This window comes from Latilactobacillus parafuchuensis, from assembly GCF_055271665.1.
This window is the reverse complement of the sequence record NZ_CM143875.1, coordinates 508192-526098: the sequence shown is the minus strand read 5'-3', so window position 1 is coordinate 526098 and position 17907 is coordinate 508192. Positions and strand designations below refer to the sequence as shown.

Below are 17907 nucleotides of genomic sequence, written 5' to 3'. Positions count from 1 at the left end.
AGCGCTATCAATTCAGAAAACGTTGACAATATACCGAATAAATTGTATATTGACAGCGATAAACAAATCAGAAAGGGACTGTATATAATGGAAAAATCAAAAAAAATTAACGTCACTGGACTAATCTTAATGATTTTTGGGTCAATTTTTGGTTTTGCAAACACGACGGTGGCCTTCTACATGATGGGGTATGCCAGTATCATCTGGTATATTCTAGCAGCCATCTTCTTCTTCTTACCGACTTCATTAATGTTTGCTGAATTTGGTTCTTCTTTAAAGGAAGCGCGTGGGGGACTATATTCATGGTTAGAAGAGTCAATCGGTGAAAAAGCCGCCTTTATCGGGACTTTTATCTGGTTAGCATCTTGGATTGTTTGGATGGTTTCAACCGCCGTTAAGGTGTGGATTCCGTTTTCAACCTTCTTGCAAGGTTCAGATCAAACCGCTAGCTGGCACTTTATTGGTATGACCGGTACCCAAGTTGTTGGGGTATTGGGGATCATCTGGATTTTAGTTTTAACTTTCCTATCGAGTCGTGGGATTGATAAAATTCAAAAATTTGCTTCGTTTAGTGGTGGGGCGGTTGCCTTTTTATTTGCGGCCTTCTTAGTCATTAGCTTAGCAATTCTATTTAAAAACGGGTTCCATTTAGCGGAACCGATTCATGGTGTGACAACATTTGTGAAGAGTCCGATGGCCAGTTATCAATCACCAATCGGGATGTTATCATTCGTCGTCTTTTCAATTTTTGCTTATGCAGGGATGGAAACCATGGGTGGCGTCACGGATAGTATGGATCAACCTGAAAAAACTTTCCCGAAAGGGTTATTAATTGCCACTGCAATGATTACGTTAATTTACGCTGTGGCCATCTTCATGTGGGGCATTTCAACCAACTGGCAACAAATATTAAGTGGCAACAAAGCCAATTTAGGAAATATCACGTACGTTTTGATGCAGAATTTAGGGTTCCAATTTGGACACGCTTTTGGAATGAGCCAAAGTGTGGCACTTGAAATCGGAACAATTTTTGCACGAGTAACTGGTTTAATTATGTTTGTTAGTTATCTAGGCGCTTTTGCGGTTTTAATTTATTCACCATTGAAATCATTTGTACTAGGAACACCTAAAAAATTATGGCCTAATGGTTTTGCGGATGTCAATAAAAATGGGATGCCTGAAAAAGCGATGTGGGGCCAAGCCGCTTTGGTTTGTCTTTTAATCGCAGTCATTTCATTTGGCGGGAAAGCTGCCGGTGATTTCTATAACGTATTAACGCTGATGGCGAATGTTTCAACGTCATTACCCTATTTATTCTTAGTCACGGCCTTTCCGTATTTCAAGGCGCGGCAAGATTTAGATCGGCCATACGTTTTCTTTAAAACACCACTGGCAGTTAAAGCGGTCACCGTGGTTGTCGATTTAGTCTTAGTCTTCGGGATTGCTTTCACGATTATTCAACCAATCATTGAAGGCCAATACATGGATGCCTTCTGGATGGTGATTGGACCAATCGTCTTTGCCATTCTAGCAATGGGCTTGTATCATCGTTACCAACAAAAAAATAAAACGGCCTAATTAAGCCGAGTATCAAGGCTCCGAGTCAGTTTAACTGACTCGGGGCCTTTTTTGATGTATTCCGTGAAAATAATTAAAAAGCTCATTTAATTTTAATTTAGGTAACGAAATAGTTGCATTTAAGACTGAGTGTGTCTGTCGATTTTAAATCATGGTAAATACTGTTAATATGGTGGCTCAAGAATTATCAGGATTTTAAAGGCGACCGGCTAATCAGTGCCAATATGAGAATATGATGAGTCAAAAAAGATGCTGTCTGCAACTTTTGCTGTAAACGACTATACTTATTAAGTACACTTTTCAGAAAAAGGAGGATTCTATGACTGTCAAATTACAAGTCAAAGAATTAACGAAAATATTTGGTAAACGAATTCCTAAAGCCAAAGAGTTATTACAACAGGGCAAAACGAAAGCCGCAATTTTAAAGGAAACCGGGGCAACAATTGGTGTTGACCGGGCTAATTTTGAAGTTGAATCCGGTGAAATTTTTGTGATTATGGGATTATCCGGTAGTGGAAAATCAACGCTAGTGCGGATGATTAATCGCTTGATTGAACCGACAGATGGTAGCGTCTTAATCGATGGCGACGATTTAATGAAAATCGATAAAAAAGCGCTACGCGAAGTCCGCCGCAAAAAAATGAGTATGGTCTTCCAAAACTTCGGACTCTTTCCGAATCGGACCATTCTCGATAACACGGCTTATGGCTTAGAAATCCAAGGTGTTGATAAAGCGACGCGCAATCAAAAAGCAACCGATGCCTTGAACTTAGTCGGCCTAGATGGTTATGGCAATCAATACCCAACGCAATTATCCGGCGGGATGCAACAACGGGTCGGCTTAGCTCGAGCGTTAGCCAATAATCCAGAAATTCTGTTGATGGATGAAGCCTTTTCGGCGTTAGATCCATTGAACCGTTCCGATATGCAAGATCAACTATTGGATTTACAGGCGACGATGCATAAAACGATTATCTTTATTAGTCATGATTTGAATGAAGCCCTAAAACTGGGGGATCATATTATGATTATGAAGGATGGCGAAATCGTTCAGACCGGGACACCGGAAGATATTTTGACCCGGCCAGCGGATGAATACGTTGAGAAATTTATCGAAAATGTCGACCGTAGTAAGGTTTATACGGCTGGTAACGTGATGATTCGACCAACGACGATTAATATCGATAAAGATGGGCCACGCTTGGCCTTGAAACGAATGCGTGAAAATGAAGTTTCAACCGTCTACGTGGTCAACAACCAACGCGAATTGGTGGGGATCATTGATGCGCGCGATGTCTTGGAATTAGTTCGTCAAGACAGTCGCGATTTACAATCGGTGATTAATACCGCCGTGCCAACGACGACGGAAGAAACCCCAATCAATGAAATTTTAGATGATATCTCGCAAACTGGGATTCCATTTGCCGTTTTAAACGAACAAAAACAACTCCGCGGAATCATTATTCGTGGGGCAGTCTTAGGCGCACTTGCTGGAAATGAGGTGAACCATCTTGCTTAATTTAATGACAATTCCTAAAGTCCCTTTAGCAGACTGGATGGATCACTTTGTTGACTGGTTAACACAATTTACCGGATTCTTTAACGGTCTGACAAACTTCATTGGCGGTATTATCAACGGATTCCAGTGGGTCTTTGATCTATTGCCAATCTGGCTCTTTATCGTAATCGTGGTCGGCGTGACGTACTTAGCCAATCGCGACACTAAAAAATGGGGTCTGATTATCTTTGAAATTCTCGGTCTTCTATTGATTTGGAATTTAGATTTCTGGCGCGATATGACCCAAACGTTGACCTTAGTGTTAACGTCGAGTCTTATCTCGCTAGTCATCGGGGTACCGCTTGGTATTTGGATGGCGAAAAGTGATATTGCCCAGGCAATATTTAAACCGATTTTAGATTTCATGCAAACAATGCCGGCCTTTGTTTATCTAATTCCGGCAGTCGCCTTCTTTGGGATTGGGATGGTACCGGGCGTTTTTGCATCAGTTATCTTCGCAATGCCACCAACGGTTCGGATGACTAATTTAGGCATTCGCCAAGTGCCAACCGAATTGATTGAAGCGTCTGATTCTTACGGTTCAACCGAATGGCAGAAACTGATTAAAGTCCAGTTACCACTCGCTAAATCGACCTTAATGGCTGGTATCAATCAAAGTATGATGTTGGCCCTCTCGATGGTCGTCATTGCATCGATGATTGGCGCGATGGGCCTCGGTACACGTGTTTACTTTGCCGTTGGCCGGAATGATGCTGGGGGCGGTTTTGCTGCCGGACTTGCCATCGTCATCTTAGCGATTATTATTGATCGGTTAACACAGGCGTTGAATCGCGAACGAACAAAGTAGGGGGAGATTTTTGATGTTTAAAAAGAATAGAATAATCACCCTATTGGCCGTAATCGGATTAGCGACTGTCCTGGGGGCTTGTAGCTCGCAAACTAAACCCTATGATGCGCAACAAAAATTAGGGTCACAAATCAATTACACGATTACCGGGATTGATGCCGGCGCTGGGATTATGGCGTCGACGCAAAAAGCGTTATCGGCATATGGCCTTGAAAATCAAAAGTGGCAGTTACAAACCAGTTCAACGGCTGCGATGACCAGCACTTTGGGTAAAGCGATTGCTGATAAGCGGCCGATCGTGGTCACTGGTTGGCAACCGCATTGGATGTTTACTAAATATCCCATTAAATTTTTGAAAGATCCTAAGAATGTTTATGGTAAGACGGAACACATCAATACGATTGTTCGCAAAGGCCTTAAAAAGTCGATGCCAGAAGCTTATACCATTCTGGACCGATTCCATTGGACACCGACTGAAATGTCAGTGGTCATGTTAAAGGTCAATGATGGTGTTGATCCACAAAAAGCGGCGAGTGATTGGATTAAAGCCAATCCCAAACAAGTTGCTAAGTGGACCAAAGGGGTTAAAAAGGTCAAAGGGACCAAGATTAAATTGACCTATGTGGCTTGGGATTCTGAGATTGCTTCGACCAACGTGGTTGCCGAGGTTTTACGTCAACAAGGGTATGAACCAACCATCCAAGCGATGGAAATTCAACCGATGTGGGCGTCAGTCGCGACTAATGCTGCAGATGCACAGGTCTGTGCTTGGTTACCGAAGACCTCTGGTTTATATTATCAAGATTATAAAGGTCAGGTTGAAGATTTAGGGCCCAATTTAGAAGGGGCGAAGGTCGGCTTGGCCGTACCGAAGTACATGACTAATATTAATTCGATTGATGATCTAAAAAATAAATAAGTTATTTAAAAGCAGCTTTCTCGTTGAGAAGGCTGCTTTTTATTTTGTTGACGTGCTATTTAATGAAATTCCGGATTGATTGTATATACAATCTTGATTATACTTAGTTTGTGTTAAACGCTTACATATAAATGGAGATGATGATTTTGACGTATGCAATGATTGGGACTTGGCGCATGGCGCACGAAGGATTGACAGCTGCAATGGCAGATTTAAAACAAGGTGGTCGCAGTACCGATGCGATTGAGACCGCCATTCAAGCGGTTGAAGACTATCCGTTTTTCAAATCAGTTGGTTATGGTGGCTTACCCAATCAACAAGGATTAGTGGAGATGGATGCTGCTTTTATGGATGGAGACACGTTTGCAATCGGGGCCGTTGCTGGCATTAGCGATGTGAAAAATCCGATTAGTGTCGCCCGCCAACTCAGCAACGATCATTTTAACAGTTTCTTAGTCGGTACAGGGGCGTCGCAGTACGCGATGTTTAATGGTTTTGAACGGCGTAACATGCTAACTGAACGTGCGCATAAACTCTGGGCTAAACGAGTTAAAGAAATTAATGAAAAGAATTTAAGCCCGTATGATGGCCATGATACGGTCGGTATGATTAGTTTGGATCAACAAGCCAGTATGGCAGCCGGCACTTCGACCTCTGGTTTATTTATGAAAAAACCAGGTCGAACCGGTGATTCAGCTTTGTCGGGTAGTGGCTTTTATGTCGATAGTGAAATTGGTGGCGCGGCTGCCACGGGGTTAGGCGAAGATCTAATGAAGGGCTGTCTATCTTATGAAATTGTGCGGTTAATGGGAACTGGTTTAACCCCACAACAGGCCTGCGATCAAGCTGTTTATCCTTTCGTTGAAAAATTAAAGAAACGTTACGGTAAAGCCGGTGAATTTTCATTGGTGGCTTTGAATCCGCAAGGGCAATGGGGCGTTGCCACGAACGTTGAATTTACCTTCTCTGCAGGCAATGATGAACAAGCCCCCCATATTTATATGGCTAATCCGGGTCCGGACCAGACGACAACCATTGAACCGATTTCGGCTGAATGGTTAGCCGCTTACGAGAAGAGAATTAAAGCACCAGTTGATTAGAAGGAGCATTTTGAAGAATGGCAAAGTATTTATACGTTGAAATTGCAGAAAAATTGAGTGCCGATGTTCGGACGGGGATTTATGGAATTCATCAAAAGTTACCCTCTGAAAATGATTTGGCACAACAGTTTAGCACCACTCGGTTAACAATTAGAAAAGCAATCGATTTATTGGAAAAACGACAAGTCGTCGTTCGTGATCGTAATCGCGGGACGTATGTTTTAGCGACCCGCGGTAAAATTTCGAGTGGGGCCAGTGGCTTGATGGGTTTCACCGAAGCCGCGAAACAATTCCAATTAGATGTCAGTACGCGTGTGCTGGATTTACGACGAACAATTGTCTATCCCGATTACGTGGAAGCGAAGTTAGATCTTGTTGCTCAAGAACCGGTTTGGCAAATTGAACGATTGCGGTTTGTTGATCATGAACCGATGACCCACGAACAGATTTATTTAAAGCAAAAAATTCTACCAAAATTAACAGCTCACGAAGCACAAGGTTCATTGTATAAGTTAATCGAACAAACGATGGCGATTGGTTACGCTAATCAAGAACTTGAATCGGTCTTGTTAGAGGACGGGATTAGCCAACTTTTAGAAACTGAAGTTGGGAAACCGGCCTTTTTAGCCCATACCGTTGCCTATTCGATGGACGGTTATCCAATCCTATACGATAATTCGCATTATCGAGCTGATAAATATACATTCCATAATATTTTGTACAGAGAACATTAGTAAGTGAAAGGGCGATACAGAAATGATGCTGAATTAGGATAATTATCTAGGGAGGAATTAAAATGTTTGATAAATTAGAAAAAGTTTTAATGCCGTTGGCCGTCAAACTGGGGAGTAATAAGGTATTACTTGCAATTCGTGATGGTTTTTTAATCACAACCCCATTGATTATTGTTGCATCCATCTTCTTGTTAGTTGCGAACTTTCCGATACCACATTGGTCGGAATTTTGGGGGCAGTATCTAGGCACTGGTTGGGAAAGTTGGTTTACCAATGTTTCTAGAGCCGTTTTTAATACCGTTGGATTGTTCACTTGTTTTAGCACTGCCTATGCTTATGGGAAACAAAGAAAAACGGATGCCATTCAAGCGGCAGCAGTTGCTTTGGTTGGTTTTCTAATTTTAACCCCCACTCAAATGATTGTTGAGGGGTTGAAAGAACCTGTTGATGGCGCCTTAGATATGAATTTCTTAGGGACTAATGGGATTTTCTTAGGATTAGTAGTGGCTTTTATCGCTGTCCCGATTTATTGCTATGTCTCTGAACGCGGTTGGACGATTAAAATGCCAGATGGTGTCCCACCTGCAGTGTCTCAATCTTTCGAAGCTTTAATTCCAAGTGCGCTTGTTATGTTCTTGTTCTTTATCATACGGATTGTTTTTGGATTGACGCCTTTTGAGACCGTTTACAATTTCATCTTCCAAACCCTACAAGTACCGTTGAAGGGTGCCGGGAATACGCTAACAGCCCAGATTATTTATGGATTTGCTTGTACTATTTTCTGGTTCTTTGGGATTAACGGTCCCGCAGTAGCTAATTCAGTTTTCTCACCGATTTCTAAAGTATTAACGATGGAAAATTTGGATGCTTTTCAAGCCGGTAAAAAGCTCCCCAATATTTTTACAGATCCATTCTCAAACTTCTTTACGAACTTTGGTGGTGGTGGGAGCACGTTATCATTACTACTGGTGATGTTGTTAGTGTGTCATTCACAACGAATCAAACAGTTAGCTAAATTAGCGATTTTACCAGGGATATTCGGTATTAATGAACCAATTATCTTTGGGCTACCAATTGTTTTAAACCCAATTTTGATTATTCCGTTTAACTTGGTGCCATTAGTGAACTTATTACTATCAACGCTGGTCACTAAACTAGGAATCATTCCGTATACGACGGGTGTTGCTCTACCGTGGACCACACCTATCGGCTTTTCAGGGTACTTATCGACCGGGAGTTTTGTCGCGGCGCTCTATCAATTTGCACTGCTAGGATTGGGTTGTTTAATTTACTATCCATTTATTAAAACGCTTGACCGTCAATATTTAAAAGAAGAACGGGATGCAGCTTTGGAAAAAGCGGAAGATATCTCATTTGATGATTTGACAGAAACAGATTTGACTCTATAAAGGTGGGTGATTTGTAATGGAAATATTAATTGTATTAGATCAAATTCAAGCTGGATTAGGTGGAACCGAACATGGCGATTTACCATTAGGTGGAAAAACGATGGCAATGGGCTCGGCCGACATGTTTGATAAATATTTAAACGCGGATGAAAAAATCACCACCACACTATATTGCGGTGATCAAAATTATATGGATCATAAAGATGAAGTCAGTTTGAAGTTGGCGGCAATGATCAAAAAAATAAAACCAGATGTTGTGATTTGTGGTCCTGCATTTCACTATGTTCAATATGCGGCAATGTGTGCACACACTGGCGCGATTGTGAATGAAAAAACCGACATTCCGGTGGTTGTGACAATGTCCAAGGAATGTCAAACGGTCATTGATCAATACAAAGAACGAGTTGATATCGTTAAGATGCCCAAAAAAGGTGGGACCGGCTTAAGTGATGCTTTGAAAGATGTATTGGCATTATGCCGTTTAAAAGTGGCGCATGCAGATACGACCGAATTTAGACAAACTAAAATATATTGAATCTAGGTGGACTGATGAACTCTGAAAATACGCTCGAATTGATGCAAGAATTATCGGCGATTAATGGTGTGGCGAGTAATGAACACTTGATATCGGCTAGGTTGAAAGCATACTATGACGAGTTGGCTGATGATGTTATCTATGATAATTTAGGCTCGATTTATGCGGTCAAAAAAGGGACCCAGGATAATCCCTTAAAAGTAATGGTTTCTGGACACATGGATGAATTAGGCTTGATTATTACTAATTTTTTGGATAATGGATTGGTTAAAGCATTATTGTTAGGCGATGTTGCTTCGAATAGTCTACTGGGTGCAAGCGTTCAACTTGATACGGCGACTAATCAACATTATTCAGGAACTATTCTGGCTTACAAGGAAGATGGCTCGGTTGTTGATCCATCTGGCAAAGTACTAGTTGATTTAGGCTTTTTAAATAAAGCCGATCTAGAAAATGCTGGGTTGCAATTAGGGGATTCATTAAGTTTTGATAGTGCATTTGTCGTGAGTGATTCAGGGGCTATTTTTAGTCGCAATTGGAATGGTCGTTACGCACCAATTCTGGGAATCGAAATATTACGACAATTGAAATCTGTTAAGTTACCGTTTGATTTGTATGTCGGTTGTACGGTTCAGGAACAAGTCGGTTTGCGGGGAATTCAAACGGCGACTAATAAAGTGGCACCGGATTTAGCGATTATGCTAGATACGGAAAGCGCGTTTGATTATCAAAGTGATTCGGAAGATTCAATTGGTCAGTTAGGCAAAGGCGTTTTATTAACGTATTACGATAAAACAGTATTGCCTAATCGATTATTATTGCAAAGCTTCAAAACAATTTGTGAAAACGAAAAAATTCCTTATCAATATTACTATTCATTAGCGGATTCTGAAGCTGGATGGGTCAATAAATTACGAACCGGTTGCCCATCATTATTAGTCGATATCCCGGTGCGCAATATGCAGACCCCTCGATCGGTGATTGCTAATGATGATTACGAGGCGGCTAAAGCTGGTTTAGTAGCCTTCATTCAGCAACTAGAGGTGCAACAGATCGTTGCATTTAAAGCAGAAAACCGATGAAGTAGGTGAGAGAAATGTGTGATAAATCAATTGATATCAATCTGTTGCGCCAATTAAGTGAAGCTGATGGGATTGGTGGTCGTGAAAGAGAAGTTAGCCGGATTGTCCACCAGTATGCAGAACCATACGTTGATACGATTAGTTATGATAATTTAGGCTCGATTATTTTAAAACAAGCAGGCCGAATTTCAGATGGTCCTAAAGTGATGTTCTCGGCCCATATGGATGAAGTGGGGTTTGTTGTTCGACAAATAACGACTGATGGTTATTTGAAATTATTACCGGTTGGCGGTTGGTGGGGACACGTGATGCCAGCTCAAGAAATGACGGTGACGACGGAAGATGATCACAAATATATCGGTGTCATTGGTAGTCGGGCACCCCACGGTTTAGCGCCGGCGATTAAAGAAAAAGTGATGACACCGATGTCGATGTTTTTGGACATGGGGGTTAAAGACCAAGCCGCAATCGAACGATTGGGGATTAAGATTGGCGATATGATTACGCCATACGTTCAATTTAGACCAATGAATGATCCTAATTATTTATTAGGTAAAGCTTGGGATGATCGGTTTAGTTTGGCGGCGGAATTAGAAGTGATGAAGCGGACCGCTAAGCAGCCACACGATGCTACTTTATATTTTACTGGGTCGACACAAGAAGAAGTTGGCATTCGGGGGGCTCGGACGGCGGTTCACACCATTCAACCCGATTTAGCCATCGCATTGGATGTGACGACCGCTAAAGATACGCCATTGGATAATGAGGGAACCAACTGCTTAGGTGGCGGGGTTGTGTTGGCCGTTTTAGATTCATTAACGATGGCTAATAAAGGCCTTTTGGAACGGATGAAACAATTAGTTAACCAATTAGCGTTGGATGTTCGATTTGATTTTATGACTGTTGGTGGCACCGATGCTTGTAATATCCATAAAGCGCTGGATGGTGTGGTAACGATGACCATCTCGATGCCAACGAGGTATATGCATTCTTCTAGATTGATGGTTAACCTAGAAGACTACCGCCAGACGATTGCTTTGTTGACGGAATTTGCACAGAGTGTGACTAAAACGGATATTGAAAACTTTAAAAAAACAACGCGACAAGCATTGTCATAAAATTAGAAAGAAGTCATTCCATTGAAAAAAATTCGGACCGATTTTCAAACGTTATTTAGTCAGTATGAAATCGATTTTTTAGCTAATTTACGGCGTGTTCTACGTGTCCCTAGTGTCGCTGGCCCTAAAACGTTTGGGGCACCCTTCGGAATTGGGCCTAAACGGGCTTTAGAGTTGGTTTTACAAATGGGCAAAGAAATGGGTTTTCGAACGGGACAAGTCGCCGATTGTGTTGGTTGGGTGGAATACGGACCAACGGCAGACCAACAAAGCGATTATTTTGGGATATTGGGTCATTTAGACGTTGTCGATGTCGAAGATGACTGGCAGTATGCGCCGTTTGATCTGACGCGGGTCGATAATTATCTGTATGGCCGAGGTGTTTTAGACAACAAAGGGCCGTTACTGTCGACGTTGTTTGCTTTATATTTAATCAAAGTTCAACATATCGAACTCAAACAACGGGTACGAATCATTTTCGGGACGGATGAAGAATCGGGTAGTCGCGATATTCCGTTGTATTTACAGCATGAAAAGGCGCCAATTGCCGGTTTTACGCCGGATTGTAAATTTCCGGCGGTGTATGGCGAACGTGGATTGTTGGATATCCAACTGACACTACCGCTAACAGATGATTCTGCCCAACAGATTAAGGCGCTGGGCGGACATTTTGATAAAAGTTTTATTCCCGATCATGCGAGCCTAACATTGGCTGATGGTACTGTTAAACAGTATGTGGGGCGTAAAGCACCCAGCAATGCGCCAGAACTTGCCGAAAACGTCTTACCGCAATTGGTAGTCGATGGCAGTCAGTTGAGCGGCCAAGTCGGCCAGTTTTTCGACTGGCTCACGACTAAGATTGGGACGCAAACAACGGGCCAAAAGTTAGGAATTGATTTTCAGGATGCGGATTCCGGAGCGTTGCAGTTAGCTTTTTATGGGCTGAGTTTTGAAAACAAAAGTCTTAGTGGCCACTTAACGTGTCGTTATCCAATTTCAACGACGGAAGATGCACTATTAACGCAAATTCAAACCGTGTTGTTACCGACGATGACGGTGACTGTTAAACGGCGTTATCCAGCACAAGTGACCAATCCAGAACGACCTTTCATTCAGCAGTTGAGTGCAATTTACGAGGCCGATACCGGTTTAGATGGGACACCAGTGACGACTACGGGGGTAACCTATGCGCGCGCATTACCGAATATCATCGCGTTTGGCCCGTCTTTCCCCGGTCAAAAAGGCATTGCCCATAAAGGTAACGAATGGTTGAGGTTCAGTGATTGGCAAATGATGATGCAAATTTACTACGATGCATTGATTGCATTGAACCATGATTGAATAAAATCGCAATAAAAAAGTCGATTAACCGGCTTCCTGAGATGGAGGCTGTTAATCGACTTTTTATATTTAGAACTACCGGCTAGCTAAGGCACCCATTGGATCCCAAGGTGCAAGGACGGTTGGTTTGTCTTGTTCGTCAGTTTCAATTTTTTGAAGATTTTCTGGTAAGAACTGTTTGTTGATGACGATTTGGTAAACAAATTCATCAAACCAGCTGTCGCTCATGACGAAATAGCCTTTAGTGCCGACTTTATCGCCCCATGAGTTTTCAACCTTCCATTTAGTGGGTTGGCCTTCAACGAGGTCGACACCAGTAATGACCATGGCGTGAGTCATTAGGCTTTCACCGTAGTCCAAACGTTGGCCTTTACTGATTGAAAGGTCCATGTCGAGCATTTCTGCTTGTTGATAGATTTCAGTGTCCATAATCCCTAATTTACGATCAGAAGATTGACCGACATCACTACCGAACCAAACGGATTCACCAGCTTGGAGTTGTTTGATAGCGAGTTGTTTGAAGGTGTCGATATCGAGGTTTAAATGGCGAACTTCACGGCCACCAACGACGTTACCCAGCATTTCGACGGTGTAAAGGTGGTTGTAAGGTTTGTCATCAGTTGGTGAATTGATGATTGAAACGTAGTCCGCTAATTGCCAGCCGACGTATTTTTCGTAGAACGTTTGCGGTGTGAGGTTGCGATCGATATGGTAGTTCTTGTCGTCATCGCGGTATTCGAAATCAAATTCAGTTGGTACTGCGCCTAATGCATAAGTTAACATCCGGTAAACTTCCGTTAACATGGCATCTTTCTTAACTTGAATATCAGCAGCACTGACACCATCAGCGACGAGTTGACGGAGGGTAACGGCATCTTTACGGAGTTTTAGGTTTAAAACACTATTGAGTTCACTCGATTTTTCACTGTTATAAGTTTCGGGCATAACTGACTTAGGTACGATGCCGTATTTTTCAATCAAGGCGCATAACATATCCCATTGGCCGCCATCTTGTTGAGGTGTCGTCATTAAGAAATCAACTTTACGATCACCGATTGGAAGATCAGCCGTTTTTAAGACGTTTTCGTAGAAGTAGTTCGATTTTTCGAATTTATCCCAGAAGTTAGTGTAGTTTTGTGACAATTCGAAATCTTTAATTTTGAATTCGGCTTGTAAGCTATGACGCATCGTATTTAAGGCGGCAAACATCCAGCAACGGCCAGATTGTTTTTGGTTAGCAACCGCGCCGGTTGTTAAATCGATTGAGAAAACGGGATCCATCGCAGCTTTGGAATCGGTGTTTTGACTGCTTGCTAGAAAGCCGTTGTTGCTAATGCTGTTTTTAATCGTGTTTGATTGTGGTACGGCTTGGAAGTCCGCTTTGAATTGTTTGATATTTTCAGGTGTAATTGATTGAACCATGTTAAAGTCCTCCTTTTATTGTAAAGCATCCCAAGGGGCTAATGCGATTGGGGTTTGTGTTAATAGTGCTTGTTCAGCAGTAGTTAATGAAGATTTTCGAACAACGACTTCGTAAACGTAATCGTCAAACCAAGCATCACTCATTGAGAAGTAACCCTTAGTGCCGACTTTATCACTCCAAGAGTTTTCAACTTTCCATTTAGTGGGTTGGCCTTTAACGAGGTCAACACCGGTTAATGTCATGGCGTGTGAAACGACGCCTTGACGGTAATCTAGACGTTGGTCTTTCGGCATCGTGAGATCGATATCGAAGAGACTTGAATAATCGTAGAGGTTGCGGTCTAACCAGCCTTTAGGACGGTCTAAATCGGCGAGAACGTCATTGCCGAACCAGATTGTTTCTTTGTTTTGGAGCGCATCGAGTGCGAGTTCTTTTAGCCGGTTAGGGGCCAAGTTTAATAGACGCATGGGATGGCCTTCGACAACGGTGTTTTGTGATTCAAGACTGTAGAGTTGTTGGTATTGTTTGCTACTTTGGGGGCTGCTAACAACGGTAATGTAGTCATCGAAGTTGCGGTCAAAGTATTTTTGATAGAAGGCAACTGGGGTTAGCTGTTGGTCAAGATGGTAGTCTTCGTCTTTGTTCCGATATTCGAAATCAAACGTTTCGACGGGTGTCCCGAAGGCGTAAACCGATAATCGGTAAACTTCGCTCAGAAAAGCAGTTCGCGTGTTAGCGATAGTCGCGCCATCAGCACCGTCAGCGACGAGTTGACGCAATTGAATGGCATCAGTCCGTAGTTTTAAGTTTAAGGTGTTGTTAAATTCAACGGTTAATTCACTGTTATACGTTTCGGGCATGGCGGTCTTAGGCACTAGACCGTATTTTTGAATTAGCGCTGCAGCGTTGTCAAACTGGCCACCATCGAAATCGGGGCCGGTTAGGGTGAATGCAACTTCACGATCAGTAACTGGTTTCGTCGCAGTGGCTAGAATCTTTTCATAGAATAAGTTGGCTTTTTCGATCCGATCCCAGAAGGATAAATAATTTTGAGAAAGTTCGAAATTTTTAACGTTGTATTTTTGTTCGAAATCGTGACGCAGGGTATTAAGGGTCGCAAATAACCAACAACGGCCACTCTTTTTTTGGAACGTGACATCACCGGTTGGTAAGTCGATTGAGTAGGTTGGATCAAGTGTGACAGCGGCTTCTGGTCGTTGGCTGACAGCGTTGATACCATTAGTCATGACGGCGTTGCGTAACGTGCTTGATTGCGCAACGTTTTTGAGGTCCGCTTGCATCTTGATTAAATTTTGATGTGTAATTTCTCGGGTCATCTAATCACTCCTTAATAATAATATAGCTCAATTCTAGTTGATTTGAATTGAGAAGTAAACCAAAGCTCAAAATAAAACAAAAAGTGTGGCCAAAACCAATCGTTTTGGTCACACTTTTTTGATTAACGAGCCGTTAGAATTTCAACGCCTTCAGGGGAGCCAACGACAACTTGATTCACAGTGTCTAAGAACAAACCATGTTCCACGACGCCGACTTGTTCGCTTAACCAAGTGGCTAATAAGTGGGGATGGTTGATTTGACCGAGATGTAAATCAATCACATAATTCTGTGAGTCGGTTAATACGCGTTGACCAGCTTCAGTTGTTCGGAATTCAGGATTGAGCCCTTCTTTCAGTAACCGATCAAAAACTTGTTGGCTACCAAACGGAATGACCTCGACGGGTAATGGAAATTGGCCAATCGTGTCGACAACTTTTTCACGATCAACAATCCAGATATTGCGGGTTGAAGTCGTTGCGACTAATTTTTCAAACAAATGAGCTGCGCCGCCGCCTTTAATACCTTGGAAGTTAGCGTCGACTTCATCAGCGCCATCAATCGTTAAGTCGATGTGATCGACATCGTTGAGTTCCTTAACCGGAATACCGAGTGATTTGGCTTGGTCTGCGGTTCTAATTGAGGTGCAGACACAAGTTAAGTGAAGGTTCTCAGCCTTAACACGTTTAGCGAGGGCTTCTACCATGAAGGTCACAGTTGAGCCGGTGCCTAATCCTAAAATCATATTGTCTTCGACGAAGTCAACGGAGCGTTCCGCTGCCATTTTTTTCATTGCATTTTTATCCATCAAAACACCTCTTCTTTTAGCGTTAATTCTATTATACGCAAATCAATTTGAAAAAGCGCTTTAATTTTGGTCTTTTTTGGTAAAAGTTTTATTAAATCAGTCTTAGGGATTATTCACAAGGGCTTAAGTTTCATGGTATGATTAATAGGTATAGACAGGACCATCAAAGAACTAAAAATTAGGAGTTTATTAAATGAAAAAACGTGGTTTTGAAATTGTGACTAAATACGCAGAAGCAGATTTAACATTGCCAGTTCGATCAACGGCAAATTCGGCAGGCTATGACTTTGCTTGTTCGGAAGATTTTGTTTTACCATCCATTTGGCATTATAATTTTGTCCGTTTATTCCGGATGATTCGGAACGGGAAACCATTGGTCGATGATGATTTTGAACGGGCTTCAAAAACATTGAAACCTTTCTTAGTGCCAACGGGGATCAAGGCCTACATGCAAGATGATGAATATTTGATGATTGCCAATCGTTCAAGTAATCCGTTGAAAAAGGGCTTGATTCTACCGAACGGGGTCGGGATTATTGATGCCGATTATTATGGAAATGACGCCAATGAAGGTGAAATCTTCATTCAATTGGTCAACTGTAGTCCCCGCGATGTGATTATTCGTAAAGGGGAACGTATTGGGCAAGGTATCTTTATGCCTTATCTGACGGCTGACGATGAAAAAGCAGTGACGACGAAACGAACTGGCGGTTTTGGGTCATCTGGTCGTTAATGTAGTTTAAAACCAAATTGCGCACTATGTTAAAATAAAGATGGGGGTGAACTAAATGGCAAAAATTAAAACGCAGTTTGTTTGTCAAAATTGTGGTTATAGTTCGCCTCGATTTTTGGGGCGCTGTCCCAATTGTGGGGCATGGAATCAAATGGTCGAAGAGCGTGAACAACCAGCGGCCAGTGTTAAAACCAATTTTTCGATGTCCGGTCGGGCGACCGAACCAGAACAAATCAGCAGCGTTAATATTCAAAAAGAACCACGAATCAAAACGGAACTAAATGAATTAAACCGGGTTTTGGGTGGCGGTGTCGTGCCGGGTTCCTTAATCTTAATTGGCGGCGATCCAGGAATTGGTAAATCAACATTATTACTACAAGTTTCGGGTCAACTTGAGAAAAAAGGTAAGATTCTCTATGTTTCGGGTGAAGAAAGTGCATCGCAAATTAAGATGCGGGCTAACCGGTTAGGCGTCAATGGCGATCAATTATATCTCTATCCAGAAACCGATATGGGCAGTATTCGTCAACAAATCGAAACGATGCGCCCCGAATACGTGGTGATTGATTCGATTCAAACGATGAGTGAACCCGATATTACGGCGGCGGTTGGGAGTGTGTCGCAAGTGCGCCAAGTGACGGCGGAATTGATGCGGATTGCCAAGACCAACCAAATTACGATTTTTATCGTCGGACATGTCACTAAGGAAGGCGCGATTGCCGGACCCAAGATTTTGGAACATATGGTGGATACCGTTTTGTATTTTGAAGGGGACACTCACCATACTTACCGGATGTTACGTTCGGTCAAAAACCGGTTTGGGTCAACCAATGAAATCGGAATTTTCGAAATGCGCGAATCTGGTTTGCAAGAAGTCGCTAATCCATCGGAAATCTTTTTGGAAGAACGACTAGCCGGTGCAACTGGATCAGCCGTCGTCGTTTCGATGGAAGGCACGCGCCCGATTCTGGTTGAATTACAATCATTAATCACGCCGACGCTATTCGGTAATGCCAAACGGACGTCTTCAGGTTTGGATCATAATCGGGTGTCGTTGATCATGGCGGTTCTAGAGAAACGGGCCAACTTGATGTTACAGAATCAGGATGCTTATTTGAAAGCGACCGGCGGCGTTAAACTTGATGAACCGGCAATTGATCTGGCGATGGCGGTTTCGATTGCCTCGAGTTATCGTGATAAAGAAATTCCAGCAACGGATTGTTTCGTGGGTGAAATTGGCTTAACGGGTGAGATTCGCCGTGTTAATCGGATTGAACAACGGGTTAGTGAAGCTGCGAAACTCGGTTTTAAACGGATTTATTTACCGAAGAATAATCTCCAAGGTTGGAACCCACCCACGGATATTCAAGTGGTTGGCGTGACAACGATTGCGGAAACATTAAAGAAAGTCTTTAACTAAGGAACA

Annotated in this window: 16 protein-coding genes; 13 read left to right on the top strand and 3 right to left on the bottom strand. The window is 42.5% G+C overall.

Going from position 1 to position 17907, the window contains the following annotated elements; genetic code table 11:
* The first annotated feature begins 87 nt into the window (after positions 1 to 87).
* From yjeM to ACVPPQ_RS02875, 11 genes are all read left to right on the top strand, one after another.
* On the top strand, positions 88 to 1578 hold the full coding sequence (gene yjeM, locus ACVPPQ_RS02925) for a glutamate/gamma-aminobutyrate family transporter YjeM (RefSeq protein ID WP_025082680.1): 1491 nt from the start codon (positions 88 to 90) through the stop codon (positions 1576 to 1578).
* A 319-nt stretch (positions 1579 to 1897) separates the two neighbouring features.
* A complete protein-coding gene (locus ACVPPQ_RS02920) occupies positions 1898 to 3097 on the top strand; it encodes a quaternary amine ABC transporter ATP-binding protein (RefSeq protein WP_463495588.1) in 1200 nt (399 codons plus the stop codon).
* A 4-nt stretch (positions 3098 to 3101) separates the two neighbouring features.
* Positions 3102 to 3944, top strand: a complete 843-nt coding sequence (locus ACVPPQ_RS02915) for an ABC transporter permease (protein ID WP_025082682.1) — start codon at positions 3102 to 3104, stop codon at positions 3942 to 3944.
* Between the two features lie 13 nt (positions 3945 to 3957).
* On the top strand, positions 3958 to 4863 hold the full coding sequence (locus ACVPPQ_RS02910; protein ID WP_463495587.1) for a glycine betaine ABC transporter substrate-binding protein: 906 nt from the start codon (positions 3958 to 3960) through the stop codon (positions 4861 to 4863).
* A gap of 158 nt (positions 4864 to 5021) precedes the next feature.
* Positions 5022 to 5963: a N(4)-(beta-N-acetylglucosaminyl)-L-asparaginase gene (locus tag ACVPPQ_RS02905; protein WP_463496324.1), complete on the top strand. Its 942-nt coding sequence runs from the start codon at positions 5022 to 5024 to the stop codon at positions 5961 to 5963.
* A 17-nt stretch (positions 5964 to 5980) separates the two neighbouring features.
* On the top strand, positions 5981 to 6697 hold the full coding sequence (locus ACVPPQ_RS02900) for a GntR family transcriptional regulator, LSA1692 subfamily (protein ID WP_463495585.1): 717 nt from the start codon (positions 5981 to 5983) through the stop codon (positions 6695 to 6697).
* Positions 6698 to 6759: 62 nt separating this feature from the next.
* Complete coding sequence (locus ACVPPQ_RS02895; protein ID WP_463495584.1) at positions 6760 to 8106, top strand: PTS sugar transporter subunit IIC; 1347 nt, start codon at positions 6760 to 6762, stop codon at positions 8104 to 8106.
* A gap of 16 nt (positions 8107 to 8122) precedes the next feature.
* Positions 8123 to 8641, top strand: a complete 519-nt coding sequence (locus ACVPPQ_RS02890; protein ID WP_463495583.1) for a GrdB-related putative oxidoreductase — start codon at positions 8123 to 8125, stop codon at positions 8639 to 8641.
* A gap of 14 nt (positions 8642 to 8655) precedes the next feature.
* The gene (locus ACVPPQ_RS02885; RefSeq protein ID WP_463495582.1) at positions 8656 to 9723 is read left to right on the top strand and encodes a M42 family metallopeptidase; all 1068 of its coding nucleotides are present in this window, start codon (positions 8656 to 8658) and stop codon (positions 9721 to 9723) included.
* Positions 9724 to 9737: 14 nt separating this feature from the next.
* The gene (locus tag ACVPPQ_RS02880; RefSeq protein WP_463495581.1) at positions 9738 to 10841 is read left to right on the top strand and encodes a M42 family metallopeptidase; all 1104 of its coding nucleotides are present in this window, start codon (positions 9738 to 9740) and stop codon (positions 10839 to 10841) included.
* 21 nt (positions 10842 to 10862) lie between these two features.
* Positions 10863 to 12182, top strand: a complete 1320-nt coding sequence (locus ACVPPQ_RS02875) for a Sapep family Mn(2+)-dependent dipeptidase (protein ID WP_463495579.1) — start codon at positions 10863 to 10865, stop codon at positions 12180 to 12182.
* A gap of 75 nt (positions 12183 to 12257) precedes the next feature.
* On the opposite strand, the gene ACVPPQ_RS02870 is transcribed toward ACVPPQ_RS02875, so the two are convergent.
* The 3 genes from ACVPPQ_RS02870 to rpiA all read right to left on the bottom strand — a co-directional run bounded on the left by ACVPPQ_RS02870 (position 12258) and on the right by rpiA (position 15748).
* Positions 12258 to 13604: a C1 family peptidase gene (locus ACVPPQ_RS02870; RefSeq protein ID WP_463495577.1), complete on the bottom strand. Its 1347-nt coding sequence runs from the start codon at positions 13602 to 13604 to the stop codon at positions 12258 to 12260.
* Between the two features lie 15 nt (positions 13605 to 13619).
* Positions 13620 to 14942, bottom strand: a complete 1323-nt coding sequence (locus tag ACVPPQ_RS02865) for a C1 family peptidase (protein WP_463495576.1) — start codon at positions 14940 to 14942, stop codon at positions 13620 to 13622.
* A 122-nt stretch (positions 14943 to 15064) separates the two neighbouring features.
* On the bottom strand, positions 15065 to 15748 hold the full coding sequence (gene rpiA, locus ACVPPQ_RS02860) for a ribose-5-phosphate isomerase RpiA (protein WP_463495574.1): 684 nt from the start codon (positions 15746 to 15748) through the stop codon (positions 15065 to 15067).
* 193 nt (positions 15749 to 15941) lie between these two features.
* On the opposite strand from rpiA, the gene ACVPPQ_RS02855 reads away from it, so the two are divergent.
* Positions 15942 to 16481, top strand: coding sequence for a dCTP deaminase/dUTPase family protein (locus ACVPPQ_RS02855; protein ID WP_056950697.1), 540 nt, complete (start codon positions 15942 to 15944; stop codon positions 16479 to 16481).
* Positions 16482 to 16536: 55 nt separating this feature from the next.
* Positions 16537 to 17901 carry a DNA repair protein RadA gene (gene radA / locus ACVPPQ_RS02850; protein ID WP_463495572.1) on the top strand — a complete coding sequence of 455 codons (1365 nt, stop codon included), beginning with the start codon at positions 16537 to 16539 and terminating at the stop codon, positions 17899 to 17901.
* Positions 17902 to 17907: the final 6 nt, after the last annotated feature.